13 protein-coding genes and 2 tRNA genes are annotated in these 13,257 nt (G+C 55.5%); 8 read left to right on the plus strand and 7 right to left on the minus strand.

Translation table 11 applies throughout. From position 1 onward, the window contains the following. Positions 1-9: 9 nt before the first annotated feature. Positions 10-756: a cytochrome c biogenesis CcdA family protein gene (locus ACTJK5_RS05770; protein ID WP_111850599.1), complete on the minus strand. Its 747-nt coding sequence runs from the start codon at positions 754-756 to the stop codon at positions 10-12. A 183-nt stretch (positions 757-939) separates the two neighbouring features. Between ACTJK5_RS05770 and ACTJK5_RS05775 the strand changes: the two genes are divergently transcribed. The 4 genes from ACTJK5_RS05775 to ACTJK5_RS05790 all read left to right on the plus strand — a co-directional run bounded on the left by ACTJK5_RS05775 (position 940) and on the right by ACTJK5_RS05790 (position 2,458). Then, positions 940-1,015 (plus strand) — tRNA-Lys (locus tag ACTJK5_RS05775). 478 nt (positions 1,016-1,493) lie between these two features. Beyond that, positions 1,494-1,922, plus strand: coding sequence for a hypothetical protein (locus tag ACTJK5_RS05780; protein WP_440611988.1), 429 nt, complete (start codon positions 1,494-1,496; stop codon positions 1,920-1,922). A 52-nt stretch (positions 1,923-1,974) separates the two neighbouring features. Then, positions 1,975-2,301: a hypothetical protein gene (locus ACTJK5_RS05785; RefSeq protein WP_440611989.1), complete on the plus strand. Its 327-nt coding sequence runs from the start codon at positions 1,975-1,977 to the stop codon at positions 2,299-2,301. Between the two features lie 84 nt (positions 2,302-2,385). After that, positions 2,386-2,458: transfer RNA gene (locus tag ACTJK5_RS05790), tRNA-Leu, on the plus strand. 46 nt (positions 2,459-2,504) lie between these two features. Here ACTJK5_RS05790 and ACTJK5_RS05795 read toward each other — a convergent pair. Then, positions 2,505-2,684: a hypothetical protein gene (locus ACTJK5_RS05795; protein WP_335322595.1), complete on the minus strand. Its 180-nt coding sequence runs from the start codon at positions 2,682-2,684 to the stop codon at positions 2,505-2,507. Between the two features lie 190 nt (positions 2,685-2,874). On the opposite strand from ACTJK5_RS05795, the gene ACTJK5_RS05800 reads away from it, so the two are divergent. The 3 genes from ACTJK5_RS05800 to ACTJK5_RS05810 all read left to right on the plus strand — a co-directional run bounded on the left by ACTJK5_RS05800 (position 2,875) and on the right by ACTJK5_RS05810 (position 6,197). Further along, on the plus strand, positions 2,875-4,236 hold the full coding sequence (locus ACTJK5_RS05800) for a hypothetical protein (protein ID WP_440611990.1): 1,362 nt from the start codon (positions 2,875-2,877) through the stop codon (positions 4,234-4,236). 47 nt (positions 4,237-4,283) lie between these two features. Next, the gene (locus ACTJK5_RS05805) at positions 4,284-5,873 is read left to right on the plus strand and encodes a hypothetical protein (protein ID WP_440611991.1); all 1,590 of its coding nucleotides are present in this window, start codon (positions 4,284-4,286) and stop codon (positions 5,871-5,873) included. A 90-nt stretch (positions 5,874-5,963) separates the two neighbouring features. Continuing rightward, positions 5,964-6,197: a hypothetical protein gene (locus ACTJK5_RS05810; protein WP_335322598.1), complete on the plus strand. Its 234-nt coding sequence runs from the start codon at positions 5,964-5,966 to the stop codon at positions 6,195-6,197. Positions 6,198-6,425: 228 nt separating this feature from the next. On the opposite strand, the gene ACTJK5_RS05815 is transcribed toward ACTJK5_RS05810, so the two are convergent. The 3 genes from ACTJK5_RS05815 to ACTJK5_RS05825 all read right to left on the minus strand — a co-directional run bounded on the left by ACTJK5_RS05815 (position 6,426) and on the right by ACTJK5_RS05825 (position 10,272). Next, positions 6,426-7,736: a homoserine dehydrogenase gene (locus tag ACTJK5_RS05815; RefSeq protein ID WP_335322599.1), complete on the minus strand. Its 1,311-nt coding sequence runs from the start codon at positions 7,734-7,736 to the stop codon at positions 6,426-6,428. 65 nt (positions 7,737-7,801) lie between these two features. After that, positions 7,802-9,022, minus strand: coding sequence for an LL-diaminopimelate aminotransferase (locus ACTJK5_RS05820; RefSeq protein ID WP_062425410.1), 1,221 nt, complete (start codon positions 9,020-9,022; stop codon positions 7,802-7,804). Between the two features lie 290 nt (positions 9,023-9,312). Continuing rightward, the gene (locus ACTJK5_RS05825) at positions 9,313-10,272 is read right to left on the minus strand and encodes a nucleoside hydrolase (RefSeq protein ID WP_440611992.1); all 960 of its coding nucleotides are present in this window, start codon (positions 10,270-10,272) and stop codon (positions 9,313-9,315) included. 276 nt (positions 10,273-10,548) lie between these two features. On the opposite strand from ACTJK5_RS05825, the gene ACTJK5_RS05830 reads away from it, so the two are divergent. Then, positions 10,549-11,352, plus strand: coding sequence for a TSUP family transporter (locus tag ACTJK5_RS05830; protein ID WP_113179806.1), 804 nt, complete (start codon positions 10,549-10,551; stop codon positions 11,350-11,352). A gap of 33 nt (positions 11,353-11,385) precedes the next feature. Here ACTJK5_RS05830 and ACTJK5_RS05835 read toward each other — a convergent pair whose 3' ends face one another. Together ACTJK5_RS05835 and ACTJK5_RS05840 are read right to left on the minus strand one after the other, a co-directional pair. Beyond that, complete coding sequence (locus ACTJK5_RS05835) at positions 11,386-12,114, minus strand: PAS domain-containing protein (RefSeq protein ID WP_062425413.1); 729 nt, start codon at positions 12,112-12,114, stop codon at positions 11,386-11,388. A 169-nt stretch (positions 12,115-12,283) separates the two neighbouring features. Further along, positions 12,284-12,976, minus strand: coding sequence for a PAS domain-containing protein (locus ACTJK5_RS05840; RefSeq protein WP_062426114.1), 693 nt, complete (start codon positions 12,974-12,976; stop codon positions 12,284-12,286). Between the last annotated feature and the right edge of the window lie 281 nt (positions 12,977-13,257).

The raw sequence follows: 13,257 nt of genomic DNA on the forward strand, positions 1-13,257 counted from the left end.
TTAGAGGGTCTAGCCGATTTTCATCAGGATTGGAAAGCTCTCCTGAAACCAGATCGCCACATTGGTGATGAAGCCGGACATGAAGGCGATACCAGTCAGGATCAGCAGGACACCCATGACCTTTTCAACAAGCCCCAGATGGCGGCGGAAACGAGCGAGAAAGCGCATGAAACTGCCGGAAAAGGCAGCTGCTATCCAGAAGGGGATGGCAAGACCCGCGGAGTAGACGGCAAGCAGCATCGCGCCTTCGCCGACCGTGTTGCGCGAGGCCGCGACACCCAGGATCGCACCAAGTACAGGACCGATGCATGGCGTCCAGCCAAAGGCAAAAGCCAATCCCATGACATAGGCGCCGGAAAGCGTGGCGGGCTTGCCGCCGCTTTGGAAACGCGCCTCGCGCGAGAAGACGCCAATCCGAAAAACGCCGAGGAAGTTAAGACCCATCAGGATGATGATCAGACCTCCGATCTTGGCGAGAATGTCGAGATTTTGGCGCAGCACCATTCCAATGGTGGACGCACCAGCACCGAGCGCCACAAAGACCGTGGCGAAACCCAACGTGAAGAACAGCGCCGCCAGAAGCACCGCCTTGCGAACCTGCGGCTTTGCCTCGAAGCGCTCATCCCTGAACTGCTCCACCGAGATGCCCGCCATGTAGCAAAGATAAGGCGGCACGAGCGGCAGCACGCAAGGAGACAGGAACGACAAAGCACCGGCGAAAAGCGCTGTGAGGAGGGAAATATCGGCGATGGACAATGCGGCACTCCGGACGGTTCACGATGCCTTGTAGCCCCACCAAACCCTTGCCACCAATCACCTTTTCGCGGTTGCGGCAAAAAAACGCGGAAAGATGAAATAATCCTGTTTTTTTGGGTTGACCGCAAACGTGCCTCTACCTATGTTCCGCCCACTTCCGAGGGGCGCTTTGCCCCCATTTGGGAGAGCGTAGCTCAGCCGGTAGAGCAACTGACTTTTAATCAGTAGGTCCAGGGTTCGAATCCCTGCGCTCTCACCACCGAAGTACTTGATTATATTGAAAAATTTGGCATTTTAACCGGCATTCATATGATGGTCGGTTTGCGTAGTTTGCTGTCAGTTTGCAAAAGTCGTTCTGCGGACGTTCAGGTAGTGCAACTTTTTGGCGACCAAGCTCTTGCGCATGTCTGTCGCAACGACCATCTGTTGTTCAACTTGGAACAGCCGCGCATGATGGGTGCCACCTGGCTGTTCAAACTGGAAACACCCTCAAAAAGTCTGGCGGGCGATACGCGGTTCATCAAGGACTTCGCCCAGAGATATAGAAGCTCCTTATGGATGCATCTTTGCTTCTCGAAGCCAGTCAGTCCGAACGGTCGTTTAGGTTGAAGCTTGACCTGAAGGTCAGTGTGGCTTTGATCTTCGGCTGGGTTGGCCTGTAATGCAGAAGCCTCTCCTGCTCGCGCAGGGGAGGCTTTTTGACGCTCAGTATAGAACAATTAACGACGGGGCGACCCTTGGACAATGAATTTTCCCATCGTAAAGGTTTGACCTTCGAGCAGGCTGAGGGTGCCGCGCCGCTGCCGTCGCAGTTGAAACTCAAAGAAGTGTCTGACGATCTAAAGGCGAAGATGTGGCAAGTTTTTCACATGAGTATTGATGAAGGCGGAGGTGAATTCATTGTCGATCCGTGGGACAGCATATTGCGCAATCATCACGTTGAGCGTCTATTAAAACCGGTCGACACATTCAGTAAGTGGAAACCCGACGTATTCTCAGAGGTCAAAAAAGATCTATTTAGTAATAATTATCTCTTCTTTTTTGGTTTCATTCAGCACGTCTTACGTGATCGGCGTTGCCCCGAGTTCATCAAGCAGGCCGTACGGGGACACCATCGCTCCATTTGCCACTCAAGAAGAAGGCGCTACTGCACAAAAGGCACTTGATGAATTGAAAGCTGCCAAAATGGATGGCGCTCGATCTCACTTGCGAAACGCTATGAGCAGTCTTACGGCAGGATCTTGGGCTGATTCTATTCGAGAGAGCATCCATGCTGTCGAGTCAGTTGCCAGAACGATAGCGGCCGGCACAAGCACTCTCGGTCCCGCTTTAACGGAAATTGAAAAGCAACTCGGCATGCATCCAGCACTGAAATCTGGCTTTGGATCCATTTATGGCTTCACAAGCGACGATAGTGGTATCCGTCATGCGCTTTTAGATAAGGGAGATGCAAAGGTCGACGAAGTAGACGCGATGTTTATGCTCGGCGCCTGTTCGGCTTTTGTAACCTATCTTGTTCAGAAAAAAAGAGCCGCCGGCATTTAGCGCTATCCTTTCCAGAGGCAGAAAGCCCCTCTTGCTTGCGCTGGAGGGGTGTGTTTTGATCGGCTTGTCGAAAAATCGCCATCAGAGCGTAGCGCAGTTTGGTTAGCGCACTGAATTTAGACTTCAGGGGTCGTGGGTTCGAGTCCAACCGCTCCCTGTCTACGCCGCATGTCCGAACCGAAGACATAGGTAACAGTTTGCACCTAAGACATATGTGACAATCTCGTGCCGAACGGATTGTCGATGGCTTGAAGCGTTCTCTGTTCCAGGTCGATGTATCCCAGATCATAATGCATGCAGCTGACGAGCCAAATGCCGTCTTCCACCTCCTTTAATCCCAGTTTCTGCCCGGCCAGCACGGTCGAGATGTTTATCTTCTTCATTTTCAAGCCTGTCTGAAGCCGCATATTTGGTTGGCACTGAGACCATCCAGCAGATCTGACATCTGATCCTGTCCCCACTTTTCATCACCAGAACCCTCTAAAATACTCGCAAAACGTGTTTCAGGTTGCGTATTTACAATCCCAAATTCTTCACCTTACATCAACCTCCCGTCCGTCCGCTGGAGACTCAATGATGAAAGCACGCCTCCTTAGTTTCGCTCTTCTTTTCTTCCCGGCCTCCGTCGCGTTGGCTGACTGTCCGGCGCCTGCAGATAGCAGCTTTGCAGCCGCCGCAAAGGCCAAGTTCGACTGTTCCAGCAGCCTGCCGCTGAAGGGGCACGAGAGGGATCGCAAGTTTCAAATCCATTATGATTTTCCCAAGACATTGCCCGACAACAGCAAGCTCCCCTGGTTGGCAGTCGATCCGTTCAAGAATCCTGCGGACTATATGCAGTCGATCCTCAACTACGTCATCAAGGTCAATGCGCGGCCGGATGTGGATTGGCGGATTGAGGACAATAAGGAAGAGCAGTGGTGTGATGCGCCGTGGTTCTTCATGTTGCGCGAGCCCCTGCGTGGGATGACGACCGAGCGGTGGTCTCGGCCGAAGGAACTTCACGCGCTACAAATGGACTGGGAGCGCAATTTTGCGGTCGGCATCTATAATGATGTGGCCTGCTATGGCTTCGGTCAGATCTGGGGTGATCCCGCCTTCCCCAAAACCCGGGGTTTTGCATTTGCGGAAGGTGCGGTGTCGGCGAAAATGCTGTTCACCACCGCCACACCCTCCAGCGTTCCTTATCTTGCGGGCTCGAAAGAATGGGATGTCGCCGGGCAGAAGGATGGTGGGGTGATGACCATGCGCCTTCTCCAGCTGGACCTCTCTGTCAAGGACAAGCGCTCGCCGAACGGCTGGTTCTTCGGGACCTTCATGTACAATGCCATGCAGCCAGGCAACACGCCTTATGAGCGATTGGTGCCTGTCGGACTGATCTGGGGCAGCGACCCGGGGCTCAATGCCAAGGCTTATCTGGAGCAGGCAGCGACGCCTAAGGAAAGCTGGGTCAATCCGGATGTCGCCTCCACGTTCTACGCCCTTCCCCGCCAGAACCTTGGACTCTTCGGTCGCGCAAATGGCCCTGTCGATAATCCCACCTCGGCATGCATCACCTGCCACCAGCGTGCCAATGACTGGGGCACGGCCGTGCTGCCGGATACGCCGGAAGCGACCCAAGCGGCAGCACTTTTGCCTGATGTGCCAGCCAACCCTTACGACGACGCAGCGATTGCCGCCTACTTCCGCAACATCGGAACGAACTCGCCGGTCGCGAACACGCAGTCGCTCGACTACGTGCTGCAGGTCTCAAAGGGAATTGCGGCATTTCGCAACTGGGTAAAGACCGATTTCCCCGATTACGCTGCCTCGACGACCGATGTCACACCCTACCCGTTCAAGCCGGCTGAAGCGCACCTGTTGGCACCAGCAGATGCCAACACCGCACGGCCGGACGAAAATGAGCAGGATCCAACGGGAAGGCTTTTCCTTCGCTAATATGACCTGATATGCATAGGTGTGATTTGCCTTCGGAGGGCGCGCCTATGCTGTCGTTAAACGTCTTTGGTCGATTCCGGATCACTGATCCGGATGGGAATGACCGGGGTCCGCGATCAGCCAAGGCTCGCGGCCTCCTCGTTCTTCTGGCGACGGCGCCGCATTACTCCAGAAGCCGTGTATCGCTGCAGGACAAGTTGTGGAGCGATCGCGACGCCAAAAAGGGTTCGGACAGTTTGCGTCAAACGCTTGTCGAAATTCGAAAGGCGTTCGGGCCCTATCAAGACATCTTGCAGGCCGACCGCGAAAAGGTCGCGCTCGACTCGTCACGGTTCAAAGTCAGTTACCGCCTTGTCGAGTCACCGGGCGATTGGAGTGACGAGCAGGACGCCTTCGCCGATATCGACGTCCCAGATCCGGAGTTCGAGGAATGGATTCGCGATACCCGATCGTCACTTGCTAAAAAGGCCAAAGTCAGTGCTTTTGAGGCGCCGCGTCAATCAGCACCGCCGAAGCCAGCTATCTTCTTTCAGTTTCACTCCGACAATCAGTCGGCGAGCGAGTTGATCAACGCCCGCATGATGACGCTGACGACGGCGTCGCTTCATGACTTGGACGACTTTCAAATCTTTCCCCATATCCCGCATGCATCGCCGGCTGTCGCGCGTCAACCTGTCAGCGGTCTTGCCGTCTCCATCCGGACCGCGACGATGGGGCGGCATAGCCATATCACCTTCACGATCGGCCATGCGGAGACCGGCAGGCTCTATGCTTCCCGTACTGAAAAGCTCGTCATTTCCTCGGAAGAGGCGTTGCATCATTGGTGCGGAACGTTGGTTCAGGCCATTCTCATCACCTTGCGCGAAAGGAAAGATGACCTCGCCATCTCGAACTGCGCAGCGCTCCTGGCAAGCAACGCTCGCAACCTCATCTTCCGCTTCGACCGTCAAAGCCTGTCTGAGGCGGACAGGCATCTGAGCTATGCCTATGAGCGCGATCCTCGTCCGCAATATGTCGCGTGGCGGGCTTTTCTGCGCAACATGGCGCAATTCCAGCATCGCAGCACGGCATTCCTGGGTGACGAAATCACCTCCACGGAACTAGTACAGGAGGCATTGCGCCAAGATGGCAATAGCCCGGGCATCCTCAGTATCGGTGCCCACCTGGAATATCTGGGTGGAGGATCCAGCCGCGGATCTCTGAAGCTCGCTGAGCGGGCCGCTGAGCTTGATCCGCTCAACCCGATCAACATGGCGATCCTATCCAATGCCGAACTCGTACTCGACAAGTTGAAGGCAAGCCGCAGGTCTGCAACAAAGGCGCTGGAATTGACCGGAGGTGGGGAACATCGGGCATTCGTCGAGTTCTTCTGCTGCATGTCAGCCGCTGCTGTCATTGATTATGATGCAGCCATCGGCCATGCGGAGGCCGCGCTCATTCTGCGACCCGCCTTCCGCGCGCCCTTGCGCTACCTGATTGCCCTTTACATCCAAAAGGGGATGACGGCGCATGCGGCACGAGCGATCGATCAGTTGCGCTTGCTTGAGCCAGACTTTACGCCAGCTCGCTTTCTTGACAACGATTATCCTGTCACCACGATGCGGCGCATCCGATTGATCGACACTATTCCCGTGTAAGCTCACATACCCCTGACACCCTTGGTTGATTCACGCTGCAATCACGATGATGCGCTAATTTTAGCGCGTTAAGACATATGAGGGCAGACTATGAGTGACACCAATATCGTGATGGACCATTTGCGCGCAGCCTTGCTTGCCACGCCGAAGGAGAGCACGTTTCTCACCTATCTCATTCAGATGGCGCTGATCGAGGGAGGAACCCTCTCCCAGGGTCGTGTCGCAAACCAGAGCATCGCTTTGAATGATGAGGCAGACGCCAGCCGCAGAACATACCCGATTGCGTCGGACCCAAGCTATCGCGCTCCAGCCTACGCGTCGTAAGCAGACGGCGACGCTGACCTGAATCAATCTTGGCGATCAAATTTCGCCAAGATCTTTTCGGTTGATATCTTCATAGCTGAGCGACAAGGCGCAGGCGTGCGCGCTTTTCTCATCCTCCGAAGCCACTTGTATGAAATAGAGAAAGCCCGGGGAGCACATGCACCCGGGCTTTTTATCAAAAATGTCTGTATTACCGACACAACCTTAGCCAAGCCAAGGCGCTAAGCCTCACGTGCGCTCGATGCGGATCACCTGCGGTTCGCTGACCAGATACTTTTCGCTCTTGATCGCTTTGACCGCCTTGCGGATCGCATCTTCCATAGTCGCATGGGTGACGAGGATGATGGTCTGAGCCCCCTCCTCCGTCGGCACCTGAGAGCGCTGAACGATCGATTCGAGCGAGATATTGTTTTCCGCCATGCGGGTCGCAATGGAAGCAAACACGCCGGCCTTGTCCTTGACCGTCAGACGGATGAAGTAGCCGCCTTCGTGGCTCTTCATCTTGGCACGACGATAATCCGTCAGTGACTTGGCTGGTCGACCGAGAACCGGCACCTGCTGGGCACCTGGGCGGCTCTTGGCGATATCGGCGACATCACCCAGCACCGCAGATGCCGTCGCATTGCCGCCAGCACCTGGACCAACCATCAGCAATTCGCCGAGAATATCGGATTCCACCGCAACAGCATTGGTGACGCCATCGACCTGAGCGATGACGGAATCGAGCGGCACCATGGTCGGGTGGACGCGCTGCTCGATGCCGGACTCGGTCAGTTGCGCGACACCAAGAAGCTTGATGCGATAGCCAAGATCGGCAGCGGCCTGAATATCCTCAATCGAGATATTGGTGATGCCTTCAAGATAGATATCGTCGGCGGCAATCTTGGAGCCGAAGGCGAGCGTCGTCAGGATCGCAAGCTTATGCGCCGTGTCGTTGCCTTCGATATCGAAAGCCGGGTCCGCCTCCGCGTAGCCAAGCCGCTGCGCTTCCTTCAGGCAGACTTCGAAGGACAGGCCTTCCTTCTCCATCTTGGTCAGGATGTAGTTGCAGGTGCCGTTCATGATGCCGTAGATGCGCGATACGTGGTTACCGGTCAGGGATTCACGCAGTGCCTTGATGATGGGGATCCCGCCTGCAACGGCCGCTTCGAAGTTGAGCAGAGCGCCCTTTTCTTCGGCCATCTTTGCCAGTTCGACGCCATGCTTTGCCAGCAGCGCCTTGTTTGCTGTCACCACATGGAGACCGCGAGAGAGAGCCGCCCGAACGGCTTTTTCCGCAGCACCTGAGGCGCCACCGACCAGCTCGACGAAGACATCGATATCGGCCTTCTCGGCCATGTCTTCCGGCGTATCGAACCAGGTAATACCCGAGATATCAATGCCGCGGTTGCGCGAACGGTCGCGCGCGGAAACAGCAATAATCTCAATTGCGCGTCCGCAGGTAATCGCAAGTTCGTTGCTTCTCTGCTGGAGGATGCGCACGAGCGAAGAGCCGACTGTGCCGAGTCCCGCTATGCCGATTCTCAATGAATCTGCCATGGGTATATTCCTGATTTGCTTTAATGAAAGAGGTGGCCGGAACCGGCCACCTTGGCGGGTTGCCCTTATCTGTGGGCGTTGAGCGAGACGACGTTGTGCAACGTATCGTCCGCAGTCGACAGGAAGCGCTTGAGATTGCGCGCGGCCTGACGAATTCTGTGCTCGTTCTCGACGAGCGCGAGGCGAACGTAATCGTCACCCATCTCACCGAAGCCGACACCCGGAGCAACCGCAATGTCGGCCTTCTCGATCAACAGCTTGGAAAATTCAAGCGAACCGAGATGACGGAATTTCTCCGGGATTTTCGCCCAGGCGAACATGGTGGCAGCCGGAGGCGGAACCTCGAAGCCGGCCTTGCCGAATGTATCGACCATGACGTCGCGACGGCGACGATAGACATTGCGCACTTCTGCAATATCAGAACCATCGCCGTTCAGAGCATGCGTGGCTGCAACCTGGATCGGCGTGAAGGCGCCGTAATCGAGGTAAGACTTTACGCGCGTCAGTGCAGCAATCAAACGTTCGTTGCCGACAGCAAAGCCCATACGCCAGCCGGGCATGGAGAAGGTCTTCGACATGGAGGTGAATTCCACCGATACATCCATGGCACCCGGCACTTCCAGGACCGATGGCGGCGGGTTCTTCTCATCGAAATAGATTTCCGAATAGGCAAGGTCGGACAGCACGATCAGATCGTGTTTCTTCGCAAAGGCGATCACGTCCTTGTAGAAATCCAGAGACGCCACATGTGCCGTCGGGTTGGATGGGTAGTTGATGATCAGTGCCAGCGGTTTGGGGATCGAATGGCGCACGGCGCGCTCAAGCGGGCCGAAGAAGGTTTCATCCGGCTCGACATTCATCGAACGAATGACGCCGCCTGCCATCAGGAAGCCGAAGGCATGGATCGGATAGGTCGGGTTCGGACACAGGATCACGTCGCCGGGCGCGGTGATTGCCTGCGCCATATTGGCGAAGCCTTCCTTTGAACCAAGCGTGGCGACAACCTGTGTATCCGGGTTCAGCTTCACACCAAAACGGCGCGCATAATAAGCGGCCTGGGCGCGGCGAAGGCCTGGAATGCCCTTGGAAGAGGAGTAACGATGCGTACGTGGGTCCTGGACGACTTCGCAAAGCTTGTCGACGATTGCCTTGGGTGTCGGCAGATCTGGATTGCCCATGCCAAGGTCAATGATATCCGCGCCACCCGCTCGCGCGCTCGCTTTCAAACGGTTGACCTGTTCGAAGACGTATTGCGGCAGACGCTTGACCTTGTGAAACTCTTCCATCTCTTTCCTCATGGAAATGGACCGGATCGTCCGGCCCACAGTAGCGTTCGTTTTTTGGTTTGAAACATAAGCCGACACGAACAAATCGGACCTGTGCTGTTTATTGTAGCGCAAGCGCCGGAAAACACGAATTGGTTTTCCCGAAACGCCACGCGATCACCGTGCTTCGCCGAAACATTTGTCGTGACGAGTTTGGCGCAGAACGCGGCTTGCGCCAGTCGTGCTTGCATAACGCCAGATTCTGATAAAATGCAAGGCAAAGCCGCCGCGCGAACGGCGGCTCAATTCAATCAGCCACGTTCACCCCGCACAATTGCAGAGCGAATGACCGACAGCACACGATCCGGCTCGATCCTGGTGCAGACTTTCTGGCTTGGATAACCGTCCCATTTGCCCGGTGGGAAGGTGACGCCGTCCGGCTTCTGGATGGTCTGTCCGTCCGCAAGACCGCCACAAACAACACGGATTGCGCCGCTTCGTGTTTCGAACAGCTCAGGATTCGTCAGATAGACGCAGGCACAGGAATCGTGAACCACCATGCCGTCGCCGGTGCGCATGTTGTAGAAGTTGATATAGAACTGCGAGAGATCCGACAGAAGCTGCACAGCCGCGCCATTCTCCTTGACCATATCCGCCAGGAAACCGGACGTCATCACGGTTTTCGTCGTGACGTCCAGGCCGATGACGGTAACCGGCCAGGCTGCGGTGAAGACGAGATCAGCCGCCTCCGGATCACCGTGAATATTCGCCTCTGCAGCAGGGCTGACATTGCCATTGATGTCGAAGGCGCCCCCCATGATGATAACCTCTTTCACCAGGGCAGCGAAATCGGGATCGGTCTTCAGGGCGAGCGCCAGATTGGTCATGCGGCCGACCGCAATCAGCGTCACTTCACCGGGATTGGCCTTCACCGTATCAATGATGAAATGGTGGGCCGCGCGCGGATCGAGCGGCACATCGACCGTTTCAGGCACGCCGATATTGCCAAGCCCATCATCGCCGTGGATGAAGGTGGGGAAGTGGCCGTCCGGACGCGAGGGATCGAACGTCTTGCCGGCGCCCTGTGCCACCGGCGCATCAATCATCCATTGCTGTTTGAGGAACTGCGCATTGCGAGTGGTAATCTCGATCGGCGCGTTGCCGAAAACCGTCGTGACGCCGATAAGATCGATATCAGGGTGGCGGTGCAGAAAAAGCAGCGCCATTGCATCGTCAATACCCGGATCCGTGTCGAAAATTACTTTATGCATATGTGTCCTCATTCAAATGCGTCGGCATGCTTCGCGTTAGCGTTCGGCGCACAATAGCTTCCTGCGCGGCCTGCGCAATCATTTCCATTCGCTCAATAGAGCGCTGCGCATCCTATTGGACGCACGGCGCTTTATATTTTTGAATCCACGCATCGTGCTTTCCGAAAATCGAGTCGGATTTTCGGGCCGATGCTGTAGCCTTGCCTGCAAAAGCGGTTGCGGGGCAAGGCATTCGGTGCCACAAGCGGCCAGCAAAACCCTCCGGATCCCTCCCCAGTGCAAGACGTCGCTCTCCAGCTTTTCATCATACTGTTCTTTGTTGCCGTCTTCGCCGGCTTCGTCGATTCTATTGCCGGCGGCGGAGGGTTGATCGTGCTGCCGGCCATGCTGATCATGGGCATACCGCCGCTGGAAGCGCTCGGGACCAATAAGCTACAGGCTCAGTTCGGCTCCGCCTCGGCAACCATCGCCTATGCGCGCAAGGGCCACGTCAATATCAGAGAACAATTTCCGATGGCGTTGATGGCCCTGCTCGGGGGGATGGCTGGAGCATTTACCGCATCCTTTGTTCCGGCCGACGTTTTGAGGGCAATCATGCCGTTCCTGCTCGTCGCCATCGCCATCTACTTCGCCTTCAAGCCAAACCTCAGCGACATTGATAGCCAGCGCCGTATCACGCCGTTTGTCTTCGGTCTGACGGTGGTTCCATTGATTGGTTTTTACGATGGCATTTTCGGTCCAGGAGCTGGTTCCTTCTATATGCTGTCATTCGTCGCGCTTGCCGGCTTCGGCATGCTGAAGGCAACCGCGCATACAAAGCTCTTGAACCTCGGCTCGAATTTCGGTGGCTTCCTGGTGTTCACACTGAATGGCGCGATTCTTTGGAAGCTCGGGCTGGTCATGGGATTTGGGCAGTTCCTGGGAGCCCAGATCGGGTCCAGACTGGCGATGAGGAATGGTGCAAAGATCATTCGCCCGCTACTGGTGATATCCTGCCTTGCCATGGCGGCCAGACTCATTCTGGATACGAATGCGCCCTACTCGCTCGGCTGGATCATCGGTAAGCTCAGCGGCGCGTGATAACGACGCAGGGCGAGGGCTCAGGGCCCTATCTCAACCACATTCCAGTGTCGCCATCTCATCGATATTCCTTAACACCACAACGGCACCCATGACGTGATTTTTGGGTCCGCGCAGCGGCGTCATCCTGCATCGGGTGGCAAATCTCTGTCCGTCCCGGTACGCATGATGAATGTAGCCGATCTCCTCACCGGCAAAGCAACGATCAAGGGCGGGCTTTGCCTGGAGGTAAAACCCATCTTCACCAATGAACTCGGTGACATGGCAACCGATCAGCGATAAGCGGGTCCGGTTCTTCAATTTTGCGTAGGCATTATTGGTATAAAGATACCGATAATCGTTTGTGACGACGATGATCTGATCATCCAGACTATCGAGGATTGCTTCGTTAAAAAGCGGCTGCTCATAATAGGCCGGTGCTGGAGCCCTGGCTGGTCGCGCGATTGCCGGAGACAAATCCACATCGGACGAATCCGAGTGATCACGGAAATATCGGTCGATCAGCCCGGACATCATCACGCTTCGGCGCACAACCGCCAGCCGGTCGTCGGCTTCGTCACGAACCAGCGTGCAGAGAAACTGGAATTGTCTGTAGAGCTCTTCGCGGTTAGACGCCTGGTAGGCCAGAATGTCGTTGACGATCGCCTGGAGCTCCCTGTCAAACAACTGAACCAGCTCATCCTCACTTTGGTTGATGGCGTATCGCAATTGACTGCTTTTGATCGCAAAAGCTTGAAAAAAATCCTGGAGCACAGTGTCCATCCACGCTTACTCCGAAAAACCGGAACTATCCCCCGGCCAACCTCAGGCCGTACAACTACGGTACACCAGTACCGAGTGTTTCTCCGCCGTCAATATACGATTTATAGTAGTGCCGCGATAAAAAGCGCATTGTGGACTGCAATGCGGCATTCGCGGCACATCTTGTGCGTTACGCAACCACGCGTGTACGACGATCTTCCAACTCCTTGACCACCACAATAGCGCCAACAAGTTTGTAGGAGGGAGAATAGCACGGCGACATCTCGAAAGACTTCACCACCGTATGCCCAAGGGCATCCTCGGCATAGGTATACTTCTCAGCCTCTCCCTTGAAGCACGCGTCGAGCTTCTCGCGAAATGCCTGCTGGAAGTGATGGATACCGACAAACTCGGCAATATGCTTGCCGATGATCTCACTGCGATCCGAATGGAGTGACGCGGCATTGGCGGAATTGGTATAGTTGATGCGGTAACCGGGAGACACGACGACGACGCGATCGTCCAGGTCTTCCAACCGGTCTTCATCCAGAATGATGTAGGGGCTCCACGGCGCGTCTTCGCCATCCGGAGTGCTGCCGTCGCGCGGAAGGCCAGCGCCGATGTAGCGATCGACAAGCTTACGCAGGACGTCGGCGTTTCGCTGGACACAGCCGATGTCCTCGGCTTCCTCGTTCAGGAGGTCGATGGCGAAACGAAACTGTTCGAGAATTTCCGACGACGAAGCGTTCTTTCTGCCGATAATGCTATCAAGCAGAGTTTCGAGCTCTTTATCAAGAGCGGCAACCTTGGGCGCTTCATTGCGAATGACTGCGCTTTTCAGTTCCGCATAGTTCTGCCAGAACAATTCGATTTTTCTTTTCAACCCAAACACTCCCGAGACGCAGGCATTGCAGTTGCCCAATCCTCCCCGGGCGCATGCGTGACTATCTGCACGATGTGCCCGTAAAGCATGATGTAAGGAGTTGCAAGATCACCACACCAGCACATTCACCCATATCACAATCGGCTATGTTATTACAAATCCGAGAAATAGTAAGGAAGAATAAGCACGGTATTGTCTCGCGACACGCCGACTAAATCATCACATCACGTCAACCGGCCGGTATTTTGTGGTTTAATAATACCCCACCGATCGATCAAAGT

The organism is Agrobacterium sp. 22094 (assembly GCF_052046015.1).
In the GTDB taxonomy this organism is placed as follows: Bacteria; Pseudomonadota; Alphaproteobacteria; order Rhizobiales; family Rhizobiaceae; genus Agrobacterium; species Agrobacterium cavarae.

Excerpts from the sequence above, each read along its gene's own strand:
- ACTJK5_RS05825 (WP_440611992.1), bottom strand. The coding sequence starts at position 10,272 with ATGCATAAAGTAATTTTCGACACGGATCCGGGTATTGACGATGCAATG.
- ACTJK5_RS05785 (WP_440611989.1), top strand. The coding sequence starts at position 1,975 with ATGAGCAGTCTTACGGCAGGATCTTGGGCTGATTCTATTCGAGAGAGC.
- ACTJK5_RS05800 (WP_440611990.1), top strand. The coding sequence starts at position 2,875 with ATGATGAAAGCACGCCTCCTTAGTTTCGCTCTTCTTTTCTTCCCGGCC.
- ACTJK5_RS05820 (WP_062425410.1), bottom strand. The coding sequence starts at position 9,022 with ATGGAAGAGTTTCACAAGGTCAAGCGTCTGCCGCAATACGTCTTCGAA.
- ACTJK5_RS05795 (WP_335322595.1), bottom strand. The coding sequence starts at position 2,684 with ATGAAGAAGATAAACATCTCGACCGTGCTGGCCGGGCAGAAACTGGGA.
- ACTJK5_RS05805 (WP_440611991.1), top strand. The coding sequence starts at position 4,284 with ATGCTGTCGTTAAACGTCTTTGGTCGATTCCGGATCACTGATCCGGAT.
- ACTJK5_RS05810 (WP_335322598.1), top strand. The coding sequence starts at position 5,964 with ATGAGTGACACCAATATCGTGATGGACCATTTGCGCGCAGCCTTGCTT.
- ACTJK5_RS05815 (WP_335322599.1), bottom strand. The coding sequence starts at position 7,736 with ATGGCAGATTCATTGAGAATCGGCATAGCGGGACTCGGCACAGTCGGC.
- ACTJK5_RS05835 (WP_062425413.1), bottom strand. The coding sequence starts at position 12,114 with ATGGACACTGTGCTCCAGGATTTTTTTCAAGCTTTTGCGATCAAAAGC.